Below are 24,690 nucleotides of genomic sequence, written 5' to 3'. Positions count from 1 at the left end.
GGTCGGGGACTGTTCGGCCCTGGCAGGACCCCGTGCCCCACCGGCGATCATGTGGCTGCGGCCGGGAAGCGCCGCCCCGTCCCCCCGTGTGCACGGCGCTTCCCGGCCGCCGACGACATGAGCACCAAGGGAAGGACGCCGTCCGGTGGACGAGGCGCAGATACAGCAGGTGACGGCCGCACGGCCCCGGGGCGGGCTGCCGGTGGCCGCCGAGGCGGACCGGCCGTCGTGGACGGAGTGGCTGACCACCACCGACCACAAGAGGATCGGGACGCTGTACCTGGTCACCGCGTTCGTCTTCTTCATCGTCGGCGGTGTGATGGCCCTGTTCATGCGGGCCGAGCTGGCCCGGCCCGGGCTGCAGATCATGTCGAACGAGCAGTTCAACCAGGCCTTCACGATGCACGGTTCGATCATGCTCCTGATGTTCGCCATGCCGTTGTTCACCGGCTTCGCGAACTGGATCATGCCGTTGCAGATCGGCGCCCCGGACGTGGCCTTCCCGCGCCTGAACATGCTGTCCTTCTGGCTGTTCCTGTTCGGCTCCACGATCGCGGCCGCCGGTTTCCTCACCCCGGGCGGAGCCGCCGACTTCGGCTGGTTCCTCTACGCCCCGCTGTCCGACGCGGTGCACTCGCCGGGCGTCGGAGCCGACCTGTGGATCATGGGTGTGGCCCTGTCCGGGTTCGGGTCGATCGCGGGCGCGGTCAACTTCATCACCACCATCATCTGCATGCGCGCACCGGGCATGACGATGTTCCGGATGCCGATCTTCACCTGGAACGTCCTCCTCACCGCGCTCCTGGTCCTGATGGTCTTCCCCGTCCTCGCGGCGGCCCTGTTCGCCCTGGAGTGCGACCGCAAGTTCGGCAGCCACGTCTTCGACCCGGCCAACGGCGGGGCGCTGTTGTGGCAACACCTCTTCTGGTTCTTCGGCCACCCCGAGGTGTACATCCTGGCGCTGCCGTTCTTCGGGATCGTCAGCGAGGTCATCCCCGTCTTCTCCCGCAAGCCGATGTTCGGCTACATGGGCCTGGTCGGCGCGACCATCGCGATCGCCGGTCTGTCCGTGACCGTGTGGGCGCACCACATGTACGTCACCGGCGGGGTGCTGCTGCCCTTCTTCTCCTTCATGACCTTCCTCATCGCCGTGCCCACCGGCGTGAAGTTCTTCAACTGGATCGGCACCATGTGGAAGGGCTCACTCAGCTTCGAGACCCCGATGCTGTGGACCGTCGGCTTCCTCATCACCTTCGTCTTCGGCGGCCTGACCGGCGTCATCCTCGCCTCGCCGCCGATGGACTTCCACCTCTCGGACTCCTACTTCGTGGTGGCCCACTTCCACTACACGGTCTTCGGCACGGTCGTGTACGCGATGTTCGCCGGATTCCACTTCTGGTGGCCCAAGTTCACCGGCAAGATGCTCGACGAGCGCCTCGGCAAGCTCACCTTCTGGACGCTCACGGCGGGCTTCCACCTCACCTTCCTCGTCCAGCACTGGCTCGGGGCCGAGGGCATGCCCCGCCGGTACGCCGACTACCTCTCCGCCGACGGCTTCACGGCCCTCAACACCCTGTCCACGATCGGCTCGTTCCTGCTCGGCCTGTCCCTGCTGCCGTTCTTCTACAACGTCTGGAAGACCGCCAAGTACGGCGAGCCCGTCGGCGGCGACGACCCCTGGGGCTACGGCCGGTCCCTGGAGTGGGCGACCTCCTGCCCGCCCCCGCGGCACAACTTCGCCCGGCTCCCCCGCATCCGCTCCGAGTCCCCGGCCTTCGACCTGCACCACCCGGAGGTCGCCGAGCTCGAAGGGGCGGCGAGGTAGGCCGTGCCCCACGCCGCTCTCGCCCTCGGCACCGCCCTGGTCACCGCCGCCGGTTGTGTCTGGTACGTTCCCGCGCTCGCCGAGCTGCGCGCGGGAGCCGACCGCCCCGTCTCCCGCCGCACGGCCGCGGCCGCCTGTGTGAGCGGCTGGGCCGCGGCCGCCGTGACCGCCGTGCTGCTGCTCCTGGACCGGACGTGGTGGGCGCCCGGCGCCGCGGCCGCCACGGGCTCCGTGGTCACGGCCGCCCTGCGGGTCCGCGCCGCTCTGTGGCGGCGCCGCGAGTCGCGGGAGGCCGCGTACCACTGGGCGCGGTTGCGCGTCGGCCCGCCCCCGGCCGGCCGGAGGGACTCCCGGAACGTCGTGGCGGTCCTGGTCGGCTGCGGCCTCGTCACCGCGGTGGCCGTCGCGGTCGTCAAGGTGGCCGCCGGGCCCGGGGACGCCTCGGCGTGGCTGACCGCGGCCCTCGCTCCCGCCGCGGTCCTCGCGCTGTTCCTCACCATCGCGTTCGCCCATGGCCGCGCGGTCCACCGCCGCGCCGGGGCCGGGCCCGCGCGGCCCCCGCGGTAGGCCCGCTCCCGCGTTCCGCATGGGGCCGAAGGACCCCATGGGGAGGGCCGTTCGGGCGGCGGGGCCCGGTGCGAGACTCGCGAGGCGCTCCGGGGACGGGCGGGAGCGCACTCCACGGAGCCAGAGCAGGAGAAGCCGCTGTGCAGACCGACCCCACCGACCAGTTCGAGGAATACCGCGTACTGCTCGCGCGACAGGAGGCGAAGCGGTTGCGGCAGAGCCTGCTGGACCCCGCCCCCACCGGTGCGGGGTCACCCGGTGCAGGGACCGGCGGCGACCGTCACGACGGAGCCGAGGACCACCGGCTGATCACCGAGTCGCTGCCCCTCGTCATCCCCTTCGACCGGCTCATCTCGGAGCTGTACGCGGCGATGTTCGACCAGCACCCGTATCTGCGGCGCCTCTTCCCCGAGTCGCTGGACTTCCAGCGGGCCCATCTGGAACAGGCCTTCCGCTATCTGATCGACCACCTGGACCGCCCGGACGAGGTGACCGCCTTCTGCCGCCGCCTGGGCCGCGACCACCGCAAGCTGGGCGTGCGCCCCGTGCACTACGAGGTGTTCGAGACGGCCCTGGTGGAGGCGTTGCGCCGCCGTGGCGGCAGCTGGTGGCGCCAGGACGCGGAAGAGGCGTGGAAGCGCATGCTGCGGCGGGCGGTGGCAGCCATGGTGCGGGGCGCGGAGGCGGCTCTCGCGGAACGGCCCTTCTGGCACGCCACGGTGACGGGCCACCGGCAGTGCCGGCCGGACCTGGCCGTGCTCCGGGTCTCCCCCACCGAGCCGTTTCCGTACCGCGCGGGTCAGTACGCCCTGCTCCAGTCGCCGCTCCTGGCGCGGGCCTGGCGCCCGTTCAGCGTGGCGTGCGCCCCGCGCCCGGACGGCGAGCTGCAGTTCCACGTCCGCCGCACCGGTCCGGGCGGGGTGAGCGACGCCCTGGTGAACCGCACCCGCGTCGGGGACTCGCTTCTCGTCGGCCCCGCGCAGGGGACGATGACGCTCAGGGACGGCGACCTCCGGCACGACGTGCTGATCGCGGCGAGCGGCACCGGCTGGGCCGGTGCCAGGGCGCTCCTCCAGGACCTGGCCCGGCGCCGCCTGCCGGGCCGGACCGCCCGGCTGTTCCTCGGCGCGCGCACCCGGGACGAGCTGTACGCCGCGGCCGCCGCGGCCGATCTGGAGAGCCGCCATCCGTGGCTGAGCACCGTCACCGTCGTCGGTGCGGCCGCCGAGGGCGACGCGCTGGCCGACGCCATCGCCCGGTGTCCGGCCTTCTCACGCGGGCCCGTCTTCGTGAGCGGCCCGCCCGCCCTGGCCACCACGGTGCGGCGCCTGTCCGCCCTTGGCCTGCCCGCTAACCGGATACGCCACGACCTGACCGCATCCGCGCCCCAGGGGCCCGGGGTCTGAAACCGGCGTCCGTCCTGGCCGTGCCGCCGCGCTGTCACCGCCCGGTCGGCGTGGGCGGTGCGCAACGTCACGACGTACGTCCCGGATCCGGCGGCCGGGACGGACGCGGCGGATCAGATCAGGTCGGTGAGCGGGATCAGGATCATCTTGGTCACGGTGCCGTCGTCGCCCACGACGTCACGGACGTGCTGGGCGTTCAGGCGCCGGCACAGCGCGAGGCTCGCGGCGTTCTCCGCGCCGACCATGCCGTACACCTCCTTGAGGCCGAGGTTCTCGGCGGCGTGCCGCATCAGGCCGTACACGGCCTCGGTGCCGAATCCCTTCCCCCAGTACTCCGGAAGCAGCGCGGTGATCAGTTCGTGGCCGTCGACATTGCCGGTCTTCTTGCACTCCGCATGGCCGATGTACGTGCCGTCGTGCCAGACGCCCCATACGTCGAAGAGGCGTTGGGGATACACATCGGTGAAGATCGCCTTGAACAGGTTGCGCAGGTCGGGCTCGGGAACCTGGTCCTGGCCCATCCAGCGGCAGACCACCTCGTTGCGCAGGAGGGCGACGAAGTGGTCCTCGTCCTCGGGGCGGTAGGGCGTGAAGTCCAAGCGCTCGGTGCACAGGGGTGGCGTGGTGGGCGTCGGCAGCGTCATCGGGATGCCTCTCGTTCCATTCGCTCGCGCAGGCTGCGGGGACGCATGTCGGTCCAGATCTGGTCGACGTAGGCGGAGCACTCGGCTTCGGTGCCCTCCTTGTCCGTGCGGTGCCAGCCCGCCGGGACGTCGACGTCTATGGGCCACAGCGAGTACTGGTCCTCGTCGTTGCGCAGCACCTGGTAGCGGGTGTTCTCGTCCATGGTGTGGTCTCCTCTCGTGGGTGCGGTGTCGCCGCCCCGGGGCACCGGCGGTGCGGGTGCCCCGGGGCGGAGCGTGGGGTCACAGACTGTCGCGGGCGTGCCGGGCTATGTGGTGCAGAGCCGTGGCGAACTCCTCGGCGACGCGGCGTACGGTCTCCGTGTCGTGCAGTCCTGTGCGGTGGTGCCAGGTGAAGGCCAGGCGGCCGTCCTGGACGGCGCCGACCACCTCCAGGGGGTGGGAGCCGCTGTCCCGGGGGTCGTGGTCCTGGCCGAGGGAGCCGTGCTCGGCGCGCACGAGGCCGCTGCCGGGCTCCGCGGGCCGGGCGTCCCACTGGCCGAGGTAGTTGAACACCACCTGGCCGTGGGCCGCGGCGCCGAGCCGTTCGCGGACCTCGGGCGGGCCGAAGGTGCGCAGGGCGCCGTAGCCGAGGCCGTTGCCGGGCACCACGCGCAGCTGGCGGCGCACGGACTTCACCAGGGCCCGCCAGTCGCGGGAGGCGCCGAGGTCGTCCGGCCGAGTCACCTGGAGGGCGACGGGGTGGACGGTGGTGAACCAGCCGACCGTGCGGGACAGGTCCACGCCGTCGAGCAGGTCCTCGCGGCCGTGCCCCTCCAGGTCGAGGCGGACCCGGTCGCCGCCGGTCCAGCGGGCGAGGGCGAGGGCGAGGGCGGCCAGCAGGACGTCGTTGACGCGGGTGCGGTAGGCGGTCGGCGCGGCCCGCAGCAGCGCCGTCGTGTCCTCCTCGGTCAGCTCCACGGTGACCTGCCGGGCCTCGCCCTCGTCGGCTCCCGCCGCCTCGGCGGCGGGCGGCGGCTCGGCGGTCACCGTCTCCTCCCAGTACGGCAGTTCGTGGTCGAGGCCGCCCTCGGCGACGTGCGCGGCGAGCCGTCGGGACCAGTCCCGGAAGGAGGTGGTGCGCTCCCCCAGGGTGATGGGTTCGCCCGCGGCCGCCTGCCGGTAGGCGGCTTCCAGGTCGTCGGCGAGGATCCGCCAGGACACCGCGTCCACGACCAGGTGGTGGCCGACCAGGAGGAGGAAGACGGGGCGGTCCGCGTCCCCGGTGAACAGGGCCGCCCGCAGCAGCGGGCCGTGGCCCAGGTCGAAGCCGGTGTGCAGGTCGTCGGCGGCCTTGCGCAGGGCCTCGTCGGCCTCCGCCTCGGCCAGGCCGCTCAGGTCGTGCTGGACGAGCAGGCCGTCGGTGGGGGTGTCGGCGGGCGGCGGGTTGAACTGCCGCCAGCCGTCGGCGCCGAGGGTGAAGCGCATGCGCAGCGCGTCGTGGTGGTCGAGCAGCGCGTCCAGGGCGGCGTGCAGGGCCTGCGGGTCGGGGGCGCCGTCGAGTTCCAGGAGCGCCGACTGGTTGAAGTGGTGGTGCGCGGCGCGCGGGGTGGTCAGGAACCACTCCTGGATGGGCGTGAGCGGTACGTCTCCGCTCACGGGGCCCTCGCCGGAGCGCTGCGGCGCGGTCCTGACGACGGCTGCGAGTTCGGCCACCGTCTGGTGGGTGAACAGGTCGCGCGTGGCCAGGTGCAGCCCGTCGCGCCGCAGCCGGGACACGACCTGCATGCTCAGGATCGAGTCGCCGCCGAGCAGGAAGAAGTTGTCGTGGGCGCCCACGTCGTCGACACCGAGGACGTCGCCCCAGATGCGGGCGACGCGGCGTTCGGTGTCGGTGCGCGGTGCGACGTGCGGCCCGGTGGCGGTGTGCGCGGGCCCGGGCGCGGGCAGGGCACGCCGGTCGGCCTTGCCGTTCGGGGTGAGCGGCAGCCGCTCCAGGGGGACGAACACCGACGGCACCATGTGCAGCGGGAGCAGCCCGGCGAGGTGCTCGCGCAACTCCGCCGCGGGGAGCTGTCCGGTGTCGCCGTCGGCGGGCACCACGTACGCCACGAGCCGGTCGGAGCCGCCGTCGGCGCGGACGACGACGACCGCGTCGCGCACCCGGTCGCTGCGGCGCAGGGCGCTCTCGATCTCGCCCGGCTCGATGCGGTAGCCGCGCAGCTTGATCTGGTCGTCGGCGCGCCCCGCGAAGCGCAGGGCGCCGTCGGCGTCCCAGCGCACCAGGTCGCCGGTGCGGTACATGCGCTCCCCCGGCGGGCCGAACGGGTCGGCGGTGAAGCGCCGGGCGGTCAGGCCCGGCTGGTTCACATAGCCGCGGGCGAGGCCGGGTCCCGCGACGTACAGCTCGCCGGTCACGCCGGGCGGGACGGGCCGCAGGGCGGCGTCGAGGACGTACAGGCGGGTGGCGCCCGCCGGGCGGCCGATGGGCGGGGCGCCCGCTCCCGGGGTGAGGGGTCCGGTCCAGGAGGCGACCACGGTCGCCTCGGTGGGCCCGTAGGAGTTGATCATCCGGCGGCCGGGGGCCCACTGCTCGACGAGGTCGGGCGGGCAGGCCTCCGCGCCGACGATCAGGGTGCGCAGGTGCGGCAGGCTGCCCGCGGTCTCGGGCGCCACCGTGGCCAGGGCGGCGGGCGGGATGAGGGTGTGGCTGACGTGCCGCTCGGTGAGGACCTCCGCGAGGCGTTCGCCGACCAGCGGGCCCTCCTCGCCGGTCACCAGGGCGGCGCCGCTGAGCAGGGAGACGCACAGCTCCAGGACTGAGGCGTCGAAGCTGGGCGAGGCGAACTGCAGGACCTTGTCGCCGGGGCCCGCCGCGTACTGTTCGGCGGCGGCCGCGGCGAAGCCCGCCAGGCCCCGGTGCGGCACCACGACGCCCTTGGGCGTGCCGGTGGACCCGGAGGTGTAGATGACGTACGCGGGGTGGTCGCAGGTGAGCGGTGCGGTGCGGTCGGCGTCGGTGGGCGCGGTCTCGGGCCCGTCGGCGGCCCAGACCTCCGCCGGGTCGTCCAGGGTGAGCCGGGCGCCCGCGTCGCGCACCATGAACTCCCGGCGCTGCTCGGGGTAGGCGGGGTCCACGGACAGGAAGGCGCCGCCCGCCTTGGCGACCGCGAGCTGTGCCACCACCGCTTCGGCGGTCCGGGACAGGGCCAGGGCCACCACGTGCTCGGGGCCGACCCCGCGGCCGATCAGCTGGTGGGCGAGGCGGTTGGCGGCGCGGTCGACCTCGGCGTACGTCAGCTGCCGGGAGCCGTCGTCGAGCGCCACCGCGTCGGGCGTGCGCGCGGCCTGCCGTTCGAAGAGCCGCGGCAGGGTGACCGCGGTGACCGGCCGGGCCGTGCCGTGGCCCTGCTCCAGGAGGGTCTTCAGCTCGGCGTCGGACGACAGGGGCAGGGCGCCCAGGGGCCGGTGCGGGTCGTCGGCGACGGCCGTCAGGAGCGTGCCGAGCTGGTCGGCCATGCGCTCGGCCGTCGCCGCGTCGAACAGGTCGGTGTTGTAGGTGAGCAGTCCGTGCAGCGCTCCGGAGTCCGTCTCGGCGAACTCCAGGGTGAGGTCGAAGGCCGCGTGCTGGAGCTCCGACTCGATGTCGGAGACGTCGAGCCCCGGCAGGTCGAGGTCGCCGGTCGGGGTGTTCTGGAGGACGACCATGACCTGGAAGAGCGGGGTACGGCTGGTGTCGCGCACCGGCTGCACCTCGTCCACGACCCGCTCGAACGGCACGTCCTGGTGGGCGAAGGCGTCGAGCACGGTCTGCCGGACGTCGTCGAGGAACTCGGGGAAGCCGCGCTCGGGCTCGACGCGTGAGCGCAGGACGAGGGTGTTGACGAAGAAGCCGACCAGGTTCTGCACCTCGGGCCGGTCGCGGCCGGAGGTGACGGTGCCGACGGCGATGTCCCGCCCGCCCGACAGGCGCGCGAGGTAGGTCTGCGCGGCCGCGACGAGCGTGGTGAACAGAGTGGCCCCGCGCTCCCTGCCGACTCGTGCGAGGCGCCGGGCGGTCCGGGGTGCCAGGGTCAGCCGGGCGGTGCCTCCGTGGTGGGTGCGCACGGCGGGGCGCGGCCGGTCGGTGGGCAGGTCGACGGGTTCGGTGTCGGCCAGGTGCTGCTTCCAGTAGGCGAGTTGGGCGTCGGCGTCCGCGCCTTCGGCGGTGCGCTGCCAGTGCGCGTAGTCGGCGTACTGCACCGGCAGCGGCGGCAGCTCTCCGGTGCCGGTACCGAGGGCCTGCCGGTAGAGGTGGGCCAGGTCGCCGGTGAGCACGGCGGTGGACCAGCCGTCGGTGACGATGTGGTGCAGGGTGAGCGCGAGCACGTGGTCGTCGTCGCCGAGGCGCACCAGGGTGGTGCGCAGCAGCGGGCCGTGGCGCAGGTCGAAGGGGCGGGTGCGTTCGTCCGTCAGGAGGCGGTGCAGCTGGGCCTCGCGGTGCTTCTCGGACGTTCCCGACAGGTCGTGCACCGGCAGCGGTACCTCGCGGGGCGGGTGCACGAGCTGTACGCCGTGGCCGTCGACGGTGTCGAAGGTGGTGCGCAGCGAAGCGTGCCGGGCCACCAGGCCGTTCAGGGCCTCGGTGAGGGCACCGGTGTCGAGCCGTCCGCGCAGCCGCAGCGCGAGGCCCGTGACGTACTCGGCGGTCCCGCCGGGCGCGAACTCAGCTAGGAACCACAGGCGTTGCTGCGCGTACGACATGGGGGCCGTGGCGCGCGCGACGGGCACGATCGCGGGGCGTGCCGTGCCGGGGGCCGGGTCGGCGGTGACCAGGGTGGCGAGCGCGGCCGGAGTGGGGTGGGTGAACACCGCGCGCGGCGAGACGTCCGTGCCGAACTCCTCGGCCAGGCGGGACGCGAGGCGGATGCTGAGGATCGAGTCGCCGCCCAGGGTGAAGAAGTCGTCCTCCGCGCCGGGCAGGGCCGCGCCGAGGACGTCGGCGAAGACGTCGGCGACGCGGCGTTCGGCGTCGGTGCGGGGCTCGACGCGTGCGGCGCGGCCCGTCCCCGCGTCCGGTTCCGGCGCCGGGAGCGCCGCCCGGTCGACCTTGCCGTTGGCGCTGAGCGGCAGGGCCGCCAGCGGGACGTACGCGGAGGGCACGAGGTAGTCGGGCAGCGTGCGGGCGGCGAAGGACCGCAGCTCCGCCAGGTCCTCGCCCGCCGGGCCGACGAGGTAGGCCACCAGGCGGCGGGCGCCCGGCCGGTCCTCGCGGGCCACCACGGCGACGTCCGCGACGCCGGGGTGCGCCGCGAGGGCGGCCTCGGCCTCGCCGGGCTCGACGCGGAAGCCGCGGATCTTCACCTGGTCGTCGGCGCGGCCGAGGAACGCGACGGTGCCGTCCGGGTGGCGCCGGGCCAGGTCACCGGTGCGGTACATGCGGGCGCCGGGCGGCCCGTAGGGGTCGGCGAGGAACCGGCCCGCGGTGTCCGCGCCGCGGCCCAGGTAGCCGCGCGCCACGCCCTCACCCGCGAGGAACAGCTCGCCCGCGCAGCCCGGTGGCACGGGCCTGAGGCGGGCGTCGAGGACGTGCGCGCGCATGGCGTCCAGCGGGTGGCCGATCGGCACGGTGTCGGGCACGGCGGCGGCGTCGGCGAGGGCGAAGGAGGTCGCGAAGGTGGTGGTCTCGGTGGGGCCGTAGCCGTCCACGACGGTCAGGCCGGGGCAGGCGGCGAGGACCCGGCGCACGGCCGCCGCCGGGACCACGTCACCGCCCGTCCACACCTGGCGCAGTCCGGTGAAGCAGTCCGGGGCGTCCTGGGCGAGGAGCCGGAACAGTCCGGCGGTGAGCCACAGCGCGCTCAGGCCGCCGTCACCGGCGAGCCGCCGCAGCAGGGCCGCGTCCACCGCCCCGTCGGGGGCGACGACCACGCGGCCGCCGGTCAGCAGGGGCGCCCACACCTCGAAGGTGACGGCGTCGAAGGCGACCGGGGAGTGCAGCAGGACGCGGGCGCACACGCCGTCCGCGAAGCGGCTGTCGGTGGCCAGCGCGGCCACGTCGCGGTGGCGCACGGCCACGGCCTTGGGCAGGCCGGTGGAGCCGGAGGTGAACATCACGTAGGCCAGCTGGTCGGGGTCGGCCTGCCCGGCGGCCGGTGCCCCGGCCGGGTCGGTGCGCGCGGCCTCGACGTCGTCGGCGGTGAGCCGGACGGTGGCGCCGACCTGGTCGAGCAGGGCGCGGCGGCGCTCCTCGGGCGCACGGGTGTCGACGGGCACATAGGCGCCGCCCGCCTTGAGGGCCGCGAGCTGCGCGACCACGAGGGCGGCGGAGCGGTCCATGAGCAGGGCCACGCGGTCCTCGGGCCGCAGGCCCTGCGCGCGGAGGCGGGCGGCCACGCGGTCGGACCAGGCGTCGAGTTGACGGTACGTCAGTGTCTGGTCGCCGTCCTGGAGGGCGACCGCGGCGGGGGTGCGGCGGGCCTGCTCGGCGAAGAGGGCCACCGGGGTGCGCGGGGGCGCGCCGTCGGAGGCGGTGGTGTTCCACCGCCGCAGGAGGTCCTTGTCCTCGGCGGTGAGCAGGTCCAGGTCGTCGACGTCTCCGCCGAGGCCCTCGGCGAGGCGGGTGAGCAGGGTGACCAGGCGGTCCGCGGCGCGTTCCACGGTGGCCCGGTCGAAGAGGGCGGTGTCGTAGGCCAGGTCGAAGCCGAGCCCCTCGGCGAGGTGGGCGCGCAGGCACAGCGGGAAGGTGGTGGCGTCGTCGGCGCGCACCTCCTCGACGCGCACGCCGGTCCTGGCCGCGGCCTGCTCGTCGACGGGGTAGTTCTCGAACACCACCATACTGTCGAACAGGGCCTCGCCCGACGGGAGCTCGCTGAGGGCCTGGATGCGGGGCAGCGCGAGGAAGTCGAAGCGGCGGGCGTCGCTCTGCCGCTCCTGGAGGTCGCGCAGCCAGGGCAGCACGCCGCCGCCGGGGACGCGCACCCGTGTCGGCACGGTGTTGATGAACATGCCGACCATGGAGTCCACGCCGGGCAGCTCGGCGGGGCGGCCGGAGACCGTCGTGCCGAACACGACGTCGTCGCGGCCGCTGTAGCGGGCCAGGAGCAGCCCCCAGGCGGCCTGCACCACGGTGTTGACGGTCAGTCCGGCGCGGGCCGCCGTCTCCCGCAGCGTACGGGAGACGTCGGCGTCGAGTTCGCGTGCGACGGCCTCCCCGGAGCGGGCGCGGTGCGCCTCGGCGGGTACGCGGTCGTACGGCAGCGGGGTGCGGGCGGCGCATCCGGCGAGCTCTTCGGCCCAGTGCGCCTCGGCGACGGACTCGTCCTGCTCCGCGAGCCACTGGAGGAAGTCCGCGAAGGGGCGCCGGATCGGTGCGGCGGCTTCCGGGCCGCCGGTGAGCGCGGCGTAGCGCTCGCACACCTCGATGAGGAGCTGGCCGCTGCTCCAGCCGTCGAGGATGAGGTGGTGCGAGGACCACAGCAGCAGGACCTCGTCATCGGGCAGGGCGGCCAGGGTGATCCGGGTGAGCGGCGCGGTGGTCAGCTCCATGCCCGCGGCGCGGTCCTCGGCGAGCAGCCGCTCGACGGCCTCCGCGCGTCCGTCGGGCGTCAGCGCGCGCCAGTCGAGGTGGGTGACGGGCAGTTGGGCGCGGTGGCGGACCACTTGCACCGGCTGCGGCAGGCCCTGCCAGTGGACGCTGGTGCGCAGCGCCGGGGTGCGGTCGGCGACCTGCTGCCAGGCGGCGGCGAGCGCCCGCGGGTCCGTGACTCCGGAGAGGCGCACCGCGGTGCGGTCGAAGTAGGCGCCCGCGGTGTCGACGAGGCCGTGGAAGAGCATCCCGGCCTGCAGCGGGGTCAGCGGCAGGACGTCCGCGACGTGCCGTCCGTCGCCGAGGAGCCGGTCCAGGTGGTCCTGGGTGAGCCCGGCGAGCGGGAAGTCGGAGGGCGTGCGGCCGCCCGCGTCGGGGCGGGCGCAGTGCCGGGCGATGTCGCGCAGCGCCGCGTGCGTCTCCTCGGCCAGTCGGCGCACGGTGGCCTCGTCGTAGACGGCGCTCGGGTAGGTCCAGCCGAGTTCGAGGCGCCCGTCGTGGACCACGCCGGTGATGTCGAGGAGGTAGGGCCGGTTCTCGTCGGGGTCGGTGTCGCGGCCCGCGGACGGCAGGGCGGCGCCGTACAGCGCGCCGTCCCGGGGGCCCGCGGTGTCCCACTGCCCGTGGTAGTTGAACCCGACCTGCGGTGCGGGCCCTTCGGCCAGCGGGCTTTCGGGCAGCAGGTGCCGCAGGGCGCCGTGGCTCAGGCCGTGCAGCGGGACCGCGCGCAGCTGTTCCTTGACCGAGCGCAGGGTGTCGCGCCAGTCGGCGTCGGGGTCGACGGTCAGGGCGAGGGGGAACTCGGCGGTGAACCAGCCGACGGTCCGCGACAGGTCCACGTGCTCGAACAGGTCCTCGCGGCCGTGGCCCTCCACGCCGATCAGGACGGTGTCGCGCCCGCACCAGCGGGCCAGGGTGCGGCCCAGGGCGCTGAGGAGCACGTCGTTGACCTGGGTGCGGTAGACGTCGGGGACCTGGCGCAGCAGGGCGTCGGTCTCCTCGGGCGTCAGCGTGACCGTGAGGGTGGCGGCGCCGCCGTGGGTGTTGGGGCCGGGGCGCCCCGCGGGCAGGTCCGCCGGTGCGGCGGCGGTCCGCCGCCAGTGGGCGAGGTCGGCTTCCAGGGCGCCGGAGCGGGTGTGCTCGTCGAGCCGGGCGGCCCAGTGTCCGTACGCGGTGCCGACCGGGGCGAGGTCGACGGGCCGGCCGGCGGCTGCTGCGCGGTGGGCGCTCTCCAGGTCGCCGAGCAGGATGCGCCAGGAGACGCCGTCCACCGCCAAGTGGTGCACGGTGAAGACGAGTTGCGCGGGCCGGTCGGGGCCGCGGTCGAAGACCAGGACCCGGACCGTCCGGCCCTCGGTGGGGTCGAGCGAGGCCTGGGCCGCGTCCGCCGCGCGCTGCACCCGCGCCTCGAGCGCGGCCTCGTCGAGGCCCGTCGCGTCGTGGGCGGTGAACACGGGCCCGGGGGCCTCGGCGAGGAGTTCCTGGCGCCAGCCGTCGCCGGTGTGGCGGAAGCGGGTGCGCAGCGCGGCGTGGTGGCGCACGACGGCGTCCACGGCCTGCTCCAGGGCGGACAGGTCGGTGCCCGGGGCCAGTTCGAGGCGCTGGGTCATGGTGAAGCGCAGCGCGTCGCCGGGGCGGCGGGCGTCGAGGTACCAGCGCTGGATCGGGGTGAGCGGCGCCTCGGCGGGTGGGGCGGCGCCCGCGGCGGCCCCGGCCGGGTCCGCGGTGGTGGCGCACAGGGCGAGTTCGGCGACGGTCGGCGCGCGGAACACGTCCTTGGTGGTCACGGCGAGGCCCGCGCGGCGGGCCCGGGAGACGATCTGGATGCTGAGGATGGAGTCGCCGCCGAGCGCGAAGAAGTTGTCGCGCGCGCCCACCCGGGCCACCCCCAGGACGTCCGCCCAGATCGTGGCCAGGCGCTCCTCGGTGCCGGGCCGGGGCGCGACGTAGGGCACCTGGGTGTCGGGCTGCGCGGGCGGGGCGGGCAGGGCGCGGCGGTCGGTCTTGCCGCCGCTGGTGCGCGGGATGCGCGTCAGCGGCACGAACGCCTGCGGCACCATGTGGTCCGGCAGCGTCCTGCGCAGCCGGGCCCGCAGGTCGTCGCCCGTCGGGGTGTGCTCCCCCGCGGGCACCACGTACGCCACGAGCAGGGTGCGGCCCGCGTGCTCGTGGGGCGTCACCACGGCCTCGGCGACGTCCGGATGGGCCGTCAGGGCGGCCTCGATCTCACCGGGTTCGATGCGGAAGCCGCGGATCTTGACCTGCTCGTCGACGCGGCCGAGGAACTCCAGGAGGCCGCGGTCGTCCCAGCGGGCGCGGTCGCCGGTGCGGTACATGCGCGTGCCCGGCGCCCCGTAGGGGTCGGCGAGGAAGCGGGTCGCGGTCAGGCCCGGCCGGTTCAGATAGCCGCGGGCCACCTGCGCGCCCGCGAGGTACAGCTCGCCCGGGGTGCCGGGCGGCACCGGCCGCAGCGCGCCGTCGAGGACGTAGGCGAAGACGCCCCGGCCGGGGCGGCCGATGACCGGGCGCTCGGGCCGTTGGGCGCACGGGCCGTAGACGGCGTCGACGGTGCACTCGGTGGGCCCGTACACGTTGTACGCGGTGACGCCGGCGTCCTGTGCCGCGCACAGCTCGCGCCAGGTGTCGGTGCCGATTGCCTCGCCTCCCACCAGGAGCACGCGCGGGTGGTGGCGGCCGGGCGCGAGGAGGCCCGCCGCGGTGAGTTCGCGCAGGAAGGACGGGGTGACGTTCACCAGGTCCAGGCGGCGCTCGGCGACCTGGGCGCAGAACGCGTCGGGGTCCAGGCGCACGTCCTCGTCGACGAGGTGGACTTCCTGGCCGAGCGCGAGGAGCAGCGGCCCCTCCCAGGAGGTGTCGAAGGAGAACGACGCGCTGAGCGCGGCCCGCAGCCGACGGCCGTCGGTGGTGTGCGGGGCGACGAGCCCTTCCTGGTGGTCGTGGCAGAGGTTGACCAGCTGGCGGTGTTCCACGGCGACGCCCTTGGGCCGCCCGGTGGAGCCGGAGGTGTAGATGACGTACGCGGTGGTGGCCGGGCGCAGCGGCGCGAGGCGGTCGGCGTCGGTGGGGTCGTGGGCGGGCAGTCGGTCCCAGGGCACCGCGCGCAGCGCCTCGGCCGTCAGGACCGTGCGGGGCGCGGCGTCGGCGGTGAGGTGGGCTACGCGCTCCTCGGGCAGATCGGGGTCGAGGCACAGCAGGGTGCCGCCCGCCTTGAGGACGGCGAACAGGGCGACCACCTGGTCCGAGGTGCGCGGCAGCCGCGTGGCGACGGTGCGCTCGGGGCCGACGCCCTGGGCGATGAGGTGGTGGGCGAGGCGGTTGGCGCGGTCGTTGAGGGCGGCGAAGTCGAGCGTGGCGTCGCGGGCGACCAGGGCGGTGGCGTCCGGCGTGCGCACGGCCCGCGCCTCGAACAGGGCCGGGAAGGTGGTCTCCGGCGCGGGTGCCGGGCCGCCCTGCCACTCCTGAAGGACCTGCCGCTGTTCGGCGGGGCTCAGCAGCGGCAGGGCGCCGACCTCCTGGTCCGGGTCGTCGGCGACCGCTTCCAGGAGCAGCCGCAGCTGGGCGGCGAGGCGCTCGGCGGTGCCGGGGTCGAACAGGCCGGTGCTGTACTCCAGGTGGCCGGTGACGCCGTCGTCGTGCTCGACGAAGTCGAAGGCGAGGTCGAAGGTGGCGCCCCGCACCGGCGGGGTCACGGCCTCGACGTCGAGGCCGGGCAGGCCGGGTGCCTCGGTGCCCAGGTTGTGCAGGGCCACCATGACCTGGAACAGGGGGGTGCGGCTGGTGTCGCGCTCGGGCCGCACCGCGTCCACGACCCGCTCGAAGGGCACGTCCTGGTGGGCGAAGGCGTCGAGGGTGGTGGTGCGCGCCCGGTCCAGCAGGCGGCGGAACGACGCGCCGGGGGTGACCTCGCCGCGCAGCACGAGGGTGTTGACGAACATGCCGACCACGTCGTGGAGTTCGGGGCGCTCGCGCCCCGCGGTCACGGTGCCGACGGCGACGTCCTGCTGGCCCGTCCACCGGGCGAGCAGGACCTGGCAGGCCGTCAGGAGCGTCATGTACAGGGTGGCGTCGGCCTCGCGGCCCCGTTCCCGCAGCCGCTCCACGAGCGCGGCGGGCAGCGGGAAGGTCACCAGGGCGCCGTCGCGGGTGCGTACGGCGGGGCGGGGCCGGTCCGTGGGCGGCTCCAGCGGGGCCAGGCCGTCCAGTGCGCGCTTCCAGTGGGCGAGCTGCCGCTCGGCCTCCTCGGTGCGGCCGCGCTGCCAGGCGGCGTAGTCGGCGTAGCGCACGGGCAGTTCGGGCAGCCGCGGGCCGCGGCCCTCCAGCGCCGCCGTGTACAGCTCGCCGAGGTCTCGGCCGAGGACGCCGAGGGACCAGCCGTCGGTGACGATGTGGTGGAGGGCCAGGACGAGCACGTGCTCGTCGGCGGCAAGGCGGGCGAGGCGGGCCCGCAGCAGGGGCCCGGTGCTCAGGTCGAAGGGGGTGGTGGCCTCGCGTTCCAGGAGGGTGTCCACCGCGTCGGCCGCGGCGGACGTGAGGTCGTCCACGCGCAGGTCGGCGCCGTGCGGCGGGGCCACGAGCTGCCGGGCCGTGCCGTCCTGTTCGGCGAACGTGGTGCGCAGGGCCTCGTGCCGGGCGACCAGGCCGTCGAGGGCGGTGCGCAGGGCGGCCTCGTCGAGCGTGCCGCGCAGGCGCAGGGCGGACACCGTCGTGTACTCGGTGCTGCCGGGCTCGAAGCGGTCGAGGAACCACAGGCGCTGCTGGGCGTACGACAGCGGCGCCGCGGTGTCCGGGTCGGTGGCCGGGATCACGTCGGGGGCCGCGGCGCCCGACGGCTCGCCGAGGGCGGCGGCGAGGGCGCACACGGTGGGGTGGGTGAAGAGGAGCCGGGGTGAGACGTCCGCGCCGAAGGCGGCGCGCAGCCGCGAGGTGACGCGGACGGCGAGGATGGAGTCGCCGCCGAGGGCGAAGAAGTCGTCGTCGGCGCCCACCTCGTCGGTGTCCAGGACGGCCGCCCAGACCGCGGCGACCAGGCGTTCGGCCTCGGTGCGCGGCGGAGTGCGGTCGCCCCCCGTGGCGAAGCCGTCGGCGCCGGGCGCGGGCAGGGCACGCCGGTCGAGCTTGCCGTTGACGGTCAGGGGCAGCGCGGCCAGGGGGACGTAGGCGGCGGGCACCATGTGGGCGGGCAGCAGGCCTTCGAGGTGCGCGCGGAGCACGGCGGCCGCCGGAGCGCCGTGCGCACCCGAGCCGACGACGTGGGCGACCAGGCGGCGGGTCCCGGAGGAGTCCTCGTACACACCGACGGTGGCGGCGCCGACGCCGGGGTGGGTGTGGAGCGCGGCCTCGATCTCGCCGGGTTCGATGCGGTAGCCGCGGATCTTGACCTGGGCGTCGGCGCGGCCGAGGTACTCCAGGGTGCCGTCGGGCCGCCGCCGCGCCCGGTCGCCGGTGCGGTACATGCGGCTGCCGGGCGGCCCGAAGGGGTCGGGCAGGAAGCGGGTGGCGGTGAGGGCGGGCAGGCCGAGGTAGCCGCGGGCCAGGCCCTCGCCCGCCACGTACATCTCGCCGATGGCGCCGGGGGGTGCCAGGGCGAGGTCGTCGTCGAGCACGTGGACGCGCAGGTCGGGGATGCCGGTGCCGATGGGGCTCGCGGTGCCGGTGCGGGCCGTCGTCCGGTCGAGGGGGGCGTAGGTGACGTGCACGGTGGTCTCGGTGATGCCGTACATGTTGACCAGGCGCGGTGACTCGTCCGGGTGGCGGGCGTACCAGTCGGCGAGCCGGCCGACGTCGAGGGCCTCACCGCCGAAAATGACCTGACGCAACGTCAGGCGCTTGCTCAGTTCGGGGTGTTCGGCGTCCGCGCGGGCGAGCGGGTAGAAGGCGGACGGGGTCTGGTTGAGGACCGTGACGCCTTCGTCCGCGAGGAGGCGCAGGAAGTCCTCCGGGGAGCGGGCGGTGTCGTCGGGGACGACGACGAGCCGGCCGCCGTGCAGCAGCGGGCCCCACAGCTCCCACACGGAGAAGTCGAAGGCGTAGGAGTGGAACAGCGTCCACACGTCGTGCTCGTCGAAGCCGAACCAGTCGCGGGTGCGGGTGAACAGCCGGACGACGTTGGCGTGCGGTACGACGACGCCCTTGGGCCTGCCGGTGGAGCCGGAGGTGTAGATGGCGTAGGCGGGGCTGTCCGGCAGCGGGCGCCGGGCCGGGTCCGGGCCGGTGGCCGGGCGCCGGTCGAGGTCGGCCCGTACCCGCGCGTCGTCCAGGAGCAGGACGGGCAGGGCGGTGCCGTCGGCGCGCACGCCCGTGTCCGTGGTGGTCACCAGGGCCACCGGGGCGGTGTCGCGCAGCAGCTGGGCGACGCGCTCGGCGGGCAGCTCGGGGTCGATCGGCAGATAGGCGGCGCCGGACTTCAGGGCGGCGACGACCGCGACGACCAGGTCGGTGGAGCGGGGCAGGGCGAGGGCCACGAAGCGCTCGGGACCGGCTCCGGCCTCGGCGAGGCGGTGGGCGAGGCGCCCGGCCGCCGCGTCGAGCGCGGCGTAGTCGAGGCGGTCGTCCCCGCAGGTGACCGCGGTGGCACGGGGCGTCCGCGCGGCCTGGGCCTCGAAGAGGTCCACCAGGGTGTACGCGGGGCGTCCGTGCGCGGTGCCGGTCCCCTCGGCCAGGATCCGGCGGCGCTCCTCGGCGGTCGTGACGGCGAGGTCGCGCAGCGGCCGGTCGAGGTCGTCGGCGAACTGCGCGAGGAGCAGGCACAGCCGGTCGGCGAGGGACCGTGCCGTCGCGGCGTCGAACAGGTCCGGATCGTAGGCCAGGTCGAAGCCGAGCCGTTCGCCCTGGTAGGCGCGGAGCACCAGCGGGTAGTTGGTGGCGTCGCGGGAGGTGACGTCCAGGAGACGGACGCCGGTGGTGGCCGCGCGGGCCTCGTCGAAGGGGTAGTTCTCGAAGGCCACCATGCTGTGGAACAGCGGGGTGCCGGAGGGCACGTCGCTGAGCGCGGTCAGCTCGGCCAGGGAGACCGCGGAGTAGCGCCGCGACTCGGCCTGCGCCTCCTGGAGTGCGCGCAGCCACGCGTCGGCCGTGCGGGCGCTGTCGACGGGGACGCGGGTGGGCAGGGTGTTGATGAACATGCCGACCATCGACTCCACGCCGGGCAGGTCGTCGGGGCGCCCGGACACGGTGGTGCCGAACACCACGTCGCGCTCCCCGCTGTGGCGGGCGAGCAGCAGCGCCCAGGAGCCCTGGACCAGGGTGTTGGCGGTGAGTCCGGCGGCCCGTGCGGTGCGCGCGAGGCGCGCGGACACCTCGTCGGACAGGCCGGTGGTGTGGACCCCGGCGGAGCGGGCCCGGTGCGCGTCGCCGAGGGGGCGGTCGACGGGCAGCGGGGTCGGCGTGGCGAAGCCCGCGAGGACCTGCTGCCAGTGCGCGCGTGCGGCCGTGCCGTCCTGTTCGGCCAGCCACCGTACGTAGTCGCCGAAGGGGCGGCGCACCAGCGGCCGGGCGGGGCTGCCGCTGGTGAGCGCGGCGTAGCGCTCGCCTACCTCGGTGAGCACCTGGGCGAGGCTCCAGCCGTCCAGGATCAGATGGTGGGAGGTCCACAGCAGGTGCAGGCGCGCGTCGGGCAGCCGGACCAGGGTGAGCCGCATGAGGGGAGCCGTGGTGAGGTCGATGCCGCGCGCGAGGTCGTCGGCGCGCAGCCGCTCGAACCGGGCGGCGCGCTCGTCCTCGGCCAGGTCCCGCAGGTCCACGTGGGTGACCGGTACGCAGACCTCGCGGTGCACCACCTGGAGCGGGGCGGGGACGTCCTCCCAGACCACGGACGTGCGCAGGGTGGGCGTCTCGTCGGCCACCTGCTGCCAGGCCAGGGCGAAGGCGTGCGGGTCTGCCACGCCGTCGAGGAGCAGCGCCGCCTGGTCCACGTACACGTCGTCGGGGCCGCCGACGAGGCGGTGGAAGAGCATGCCTTCCTGGAGGGGGGTCAGCGGCAGCAGGTCCTCCACGCTCCTGCCGTCGCCGGCGAGGCGGTCCACGCCGGCCTGGTCGAGGCGGGCCAGCGGGAAGTCGGAGGGGGTGCGGCCGCCCGCGTCGGGGCGCGCGCAGTGCTCGGTGATCGCGGTGAGGGCGGTGACCAGGCCCGCGGCCAGGTCCTCGACGGTGGCCGTGTCGTGGGTGTCCCGGCTGTAGTGCCAGGTGATCTCCAGTTCGCCGTCCGCCACCACGGCCGTGACGTCGAGCAGGTGGTCGACGGGCACGTCGGGGGCGAGGTCCCGGCCGGGCACGTCGGCGGCGGGGGCGAAGTCCCCGGTGCCGGAGGTGTCCCACTGGCCGTGGTAGTTGAACGACACCTGGGGCAGCGGCAGGTCCCGCAGGGCGCGGGCCGCCGGGTCGGGCGAGCCGAGGCGGGCCAGCGCCTCGTAGCTCAGGCCGCGCCGGGGCACGGCCCGCAGCCGCTCCTTGACGGCCTTGAGCGTGGCGCCCCAGTCGGGCGCGCCGGGCGGCCCGGCGGGGGCGAGGGTGACGGGGTACTGGGTGGTGAACCAGCCCACCGTGCCGGACAGGTCGAGGATGTCGTCCTCGCGGCCGTGGCCCTCCAGGGCGACGGTGACCCGTTCGGTGCCCGCCCAGTCGGCGAGCACCCGGCCGAGGGCGCTGAGCAGCACGTCGTTGACCTGGGTGCGGTAGACGCCGGGCACCCGGCGCAGCAGTGCCTCCGTGGTGGTGCGGTCCACGCGGGTGCGCACGGTGCGCACCGATCCGGCGAGCGGGGCGGCCGTCCGGTCGACGGGCAGCGCGGTGCGGGGCTCGGCGGCCTCCGCCGCCCAGGCGGGCAGGTCGCCGTCGAGGCCGCCGGAGCGCACGCGCTCGGACAGGTGTCCGGCCCAGTCGGCGAACGGCGTGGCGGCGGGTTCCAGGCGGACCGGCTCGCCCGCGGCGGCCTGGCGGTAGGCCTGCTCCAGGTCGGCGAGGAGGATCCGCCAGGAGACGCTGTCCACGGCCAAGTGGTGGGCGGTCAGGAACAGCTGCGGCCGCTCCCCCGCCGCCGGGCGCAGCAGGGCCGCGCGCAGGAGGGCGCCGGTGGCCGGGTCGAGGGCGGCGCGGGCGGCGTCGGCGGCCGCTTCCCGGGCGGTCGCGGCGGCGTCGGCGGGCAGGTCGTGGCGGGTCAGCAGGCCGGTGGCCGGGCCCTCTCCGGGGTGCTGCCGCCAGCTGCCGTCGGTGTTCGCGAAGCGTGTGCGCAGCGCCGGGTGGTGGGCGGCGAGGGCTTCCACGGCCCGTTCCAGGGCCTGTTCGTCGAGGTCGTACGGCAGGTCGAGCAGGAGCGACATGCTGAAGTGCCGCCGGGGTCCGTGGGTGGCGAAGAACCACTCCTGGACGGGGGTCAGGGGGGCGGGCCCCTCGGTGCGCGGCCGTCGGGGCGCGGGCACGTCGGCGTTCCGCCGGGACGCGGCGGCGGCCAGGTCAGCGACCGTCTGGTGCCGGAACACGTCCTGCGAGCTGAGGCGCAGACCGGCGGCGCGGGCGCGGGAGACGGCCTGGATGCTGAGGATGGAGTCGCCGCCGAGCTCGAAGAAGTTGTCGGTGACCCCGACCCTGCTCGTGCCGAGGACCTCCGCCCAGATGGCCGCGAGGGTCTCCTCGTCGGGGGTGCGCGGGGCGACGAACTCCCGTTCGCGGGGCCCGGATGCGAGGTCGGGGGCGGGCAGGGCCCTGCGGTCCAGCTTGCCGTGGGCGGTCAGCGGCAGCGTGTCGAGCACGGTGAACGAGGACGGCACCATGTGGTCGGGCAGGACGCGGCGGCACGCGCCCCGCAGCTCCGCGGCGGCGGGCGTGGCCGCGTCCGCGGCGGGCGTGACGTAGGCGGCGAGGCGCAGATGGCCGTGCGCGTCGGGCACCGCGACGACCGCGGCCCCGGAGACGTCCGGCAGGTCGAGGAGCACGGCCTCGATCTCGCCCGGCTCGATGCGGTGGCCGCGCACCTTCACCTGGTCGTCGGCGCGGCCCAGGTAGTCGAGTTGCCCGTCGCCGGTCCAGCGGGCCAGGTCCCCGGTGCGGTACATGCGGCTGCCGGGCGGCCCGAACGGGTCCGGCAGGAAGCGGGCGGCGGTGAGGCCCGGGCGGCCCGCGTAGCCGCGGGCGACCTGCTCGCCCGCCAGGTACAGCTCGCCGCCGACGCCGGGCGGCACGGCCTGGAGCCGCCGGTCGAGGACGTAGGCCCGCACGCCGGGCAGCGGACGGCCCACCAGCGGCCGCCCGTCGCCCCCGATGCGGCAGGCGAGCGCGTCGACGGTGCACTCGGTGGGGCCGTAGAAGTTGTACGCGGCCACGTCCTGGTGTCCGGCGAGCTCGCGCCACAGGGCGGGGCCGATGGCCTCGCCGCCGAGCATCAGGATCCGGGGGTGGTGGCGGGGGTCGCTCAGCAGTCCGGCGGGCAGCAGCTGGCGCAGGTACGAGGGTGTCAGGTCGAGGAAGTCGACGCGGTGCGCGACGACGTACTCGACCAGGGCGGCGGCGTCCAGACGGGTCGTCTCGTCGACGAGGTGCAGCGGGTGGCCGTCGGCCATCAGCAGCACGCCCTCCAGCGAGGTGTCGAAGGAGAACGACGCGGTCAGGGCGACGTGCAGCGGGCCGCCGCCCGCCGCGGCGACGAAGCCCTCGCGGTGGCCCGCCAGGAGGTTCGTGAGCGAGCGGTGCGAGACGGCGACGCCCTTGGGGCGGCCGGTGGAGCCGGAGGTGTAGATGACGTACGCGGTGGTGTCCGGGTCGAGCGGCGCGGCCGGGAGGGCGGCGGCGGGCCCGGTGTCCGGCACGGCCGCGAGCGCGGCCTCGTCCAGGACCAGGGCCGGGCGGGCGTCGTCGAGGAGGAACCGCACGCGCTCGTCGGGCAGCGAGGGGTCCAGCGGCAGATAGCCCGCGCCGGACTTCCACACGGCGAGCATCGCCACGATCATGTCGGCGGTGCGGGGCAGCCGCAGCGCGACCAGTCGTTCGGGCCCGGCGCCGTGGGCGAGGAGGTGGTGGGCGAGGAGGTCGGCGCGGGCGTCGAGCGTCGCGTAGTCGAGGCGGTCGTCCCCGGCGACCAGGGCGGTGGCGTGCGGGGCCCGGGCGACCTGCCGGGCGAAGAGCTCGGGGTAGGTTCCGGCGGGCTCCGGTGCCGCCGTGGCGTTCCACTCCTGGGTGATCCGGCGGGTCTCTTCCGGGGAGAGCAGCGGGACCGTGCCCAGGGAGCGGTCCGGCTCCGAGGCGGCGGTGTCGAGGAGCCGCACGAGCTGGTCGGCCATCCGCTCGGCCGTGGCGGTGTCGAACAGGTCGGTGCGGTACTCCAGGAGGCCGACGAGCTTGTCCCCGTCGGGCACGAACTCCACGCTCAGGTCGAAGGTGGAGGCGCGCCGGGGCACGGTCACCGGGGAGGCGCTCACCCCGTTCATGCCGGGCGCCCCGGGCGGGGCGGGGTGCAGCAGGACCATCACGTCGAACAGGGGGTTGCGGCCTGCCTCGCGGGTCGCGCCCACGGTCTCCACCAGGCGCTCGAAGGGCGTGTCGCCGTGCGCGAAGGCGTCGTTGACGGTGTCGGCCGTGGCGCCCAGGAGGTCGCGGAAGGACCCGGCCTCCGCCACGGGGGTGCGCAGCACGACGGTGTTGACGTAGAAGCCGACGGACCGTTCCAGGTCGGTGTGGGAGCGGCCGGGGGTCAGCGAGCCGATGGTGATGTCGTCCTGCCCCGACCAGCGGGCCAGGAGCGCCTGGCACCCGGCGACCAGGGCCGTGAAGAGAGTGGTGTGCCGTTCCGTGGCGAGCGCGCGCAGCCGGGCCGTGGTGTCCGCGGACACGGCGAAGGTGTGCACGGCGCCCGCCCCCGCCTCCTCGCCGCGGCGGGGCCGGTCCAGCGGCAGGCCCGGCGGCACGGCGCCGGTCAGCTGCTCGGCCCAGTGGGCGAGGTGCCGCTCCAGGCGCGCTCCGGAGAGCCGCTCGCGCTGCCACACCGCGAAGTCCGGGTACTGCGCCGCCACCGGCGGCAGCTCCGGTGCCGCGCCCCGGGCCAGCGCGTCGTACGCGGCGCACAGCTCCTCCAGGACCACGCCCATCGACCAGCCGTCGGTGACGATGTGGTGGGCGGTCAGGAGCAGGACGTGGGACGCCTCGGCGCCCTCGGGCTCCCGCAGCAGCAGGGCGCGCAGCAGCGGGCCGCCGCTCAGGTCGAAGGACCGCTCGTACTCCGCGAGGAGGGCTTCCTCCAGGGCCGCCGTGCCCGCGGCGGGCAGGTCCCGTACGGGCAGCGGCACCGGACCGGCCGGGCTCACGGTCTGGGCCGGTCGCCCGTCGGTCTCCTGGAACGTGGTGCGCAGCGCCTCGTGGCGCGCCACGACGGTGTCAAGGGCGCGGGAGAGCGCCGCGCGGTCGAGGGCGCCGGTGAGCCGCAGCGCGACGGCGCTGTTGTAGCGGGAGTCGCCGGGCCGCAGCCGGTCCAGGAACCACAGCCGCTGCTGGGCGAAGGACAGCGGGAGCGGAGCGGAGCGGTCCGCGGGCGGGATGCCCGGCCGTGCGGCCGGGCCCGGCGCTCCGTCCTTCCCGGCCGCGGTCGTTCCCGGCGCGCCGCCGGCGCGCCCGGCGAGGCGACGGCGCAGCGCCTCCTGGAGGTCCTTGGGCAGGGCCGCGGCGCGGTCTCGCTTCGAAGACGTCATGGTCTGGCAGTCC

General features: G+C 75.4%; 6 protein-coding genes. 3 read left to right on the top strand and 3 right to left on the bottom strand.

Features of this window, described 5'->3' with window-relative positions; genetic code table 11:
- The first annotated feature begins 202 nt into the window (after positions 1-202).
- From ctaD to C9F11_RS49780, 3 genes are all read left to right on the top strand, one after another.
- The gene (ctaD, locus tag C9F11_RS41635) at positions 203-1,825 is read left to right on the top strand and encodes a cytochrome c oxidase subunit I (protein ID WP_249402285.1); all 1,623 of its coding nucleotides are present in this window, start codon (positions 203-205) and stop codon (positions 1,823-1,825) included.
- Positions 1,826-1,828: 3 nt separating this feature from the next.
- Positions 1,829-2,392, top strand: coding sequence for a hypothetical protein (locus tag C9F11_RS41630; RefSeq protein WP_212767881.1), 564 nt, complete (start codon positions 1,829-1,831; stop codon positions 2,390-2,392).
- Between the two features lie 140 nt (positions 2,393-2,532).
- Complete coding sequence (locus tag C9F11_RS49780) at positions 2,533-3,798, top strand: globin domain-containing protein (RefSeq protein ID WP_138965627.1); 1,266 nt, start codon at positions 2,533-2,535, stop codon at positions 3,796-3,798.
- Between the two features lie 113 nt (positions 3,799-3,911).
- Here the strand turns inward: C9F11_RS49780 and C9F11_RS41620 are convergent, their stop codons facing one another.
- The 3 genes from C9F11_RS41620 to C9F11_RS41610 all read right to left on the bottom strand — a co-directional run bounded on the left by C9F11_RS41620 (position 3,912) and on the right by C9F11_RS41610 (position 24,677).
- The gene (locus C9F11_RS41620; RefSeq protein WP_171076024.1) at positions 3,912-4,442 is read right to left on the bottom strand and encodes a GNAT family N-acetyltransferase; all 531 of its coding nucleotides are present in this window, start codon (positions 4,440-4,442) and stop codon (positions 3,912-3,914) included.
- Positions 4,439-4,645, bottom strand: coding sequence for an MbtH family NRPS accessory protein (locus tag C9F11_RS41615; protein WP_138965625.1), 207 nt, complete (start codon positions 4,643-4,645; stop codon positions 4,439-4,441). Before C9F11_RS41615 ends, C9F11_RS41620 begins: the two co-directional genes overlap by 4 nt.
- Positions 4,646-4,724: 79 nt before the next feature.
- The gene (locus C9F11_RS41610) at positions 4,725-24,677 is read right to left on the bottom strand and encodes a non-ribosomal peptide synthase/polyketide synthase (protein ID WP_138965623.1); all 19,953 of its coding nucleotides are present in this window, start codon (positions 24,675-24,677) and stop codon (positions 4,725-4,727) included.
- Positions 24,678-24,690: the final 13 nt, after the last annotated feature.

The sequence above is a fragment of the Streptomyces sp. YIM 121038 genome (assembly GCF_006088715.1).
Taxonomy (GTDB): Bacteria; Actinomycetota; Actinomycetes; order Streptomycetales; family Streptomycetaceae; genus Streptomyces.
Note: the sequence above shows the minus strand (reverse complement) of the source record. Positions and strands in the feature narration are given on the sequence as shown.

Bases quoted from the DNA above. Each gene is read 5' to 3' on its own strand.
- C9F11_RS41610 (WP_138965623.1), bottom strand. From the start codon at position 24,677: ATGACGTCTTCGAAGCGAGACCGCGCCGCGGCCCTGCCCAAGGACCTC.
- C9F11_RS41620 (WP_171076024.1), bottom strand. From the start codon at position 4,442: ATGACGCTGCCGACGCCCACCACGCCACCCCTGTGCACCGAGCGCTTG.
- C9F11_RS41615 (WP_138965625.1), bottom strand. From the start codon at position 4,645: ATGGACGAGAACACCCGCTACCAGGTGCTGCGCAACGACGAGGACCAG.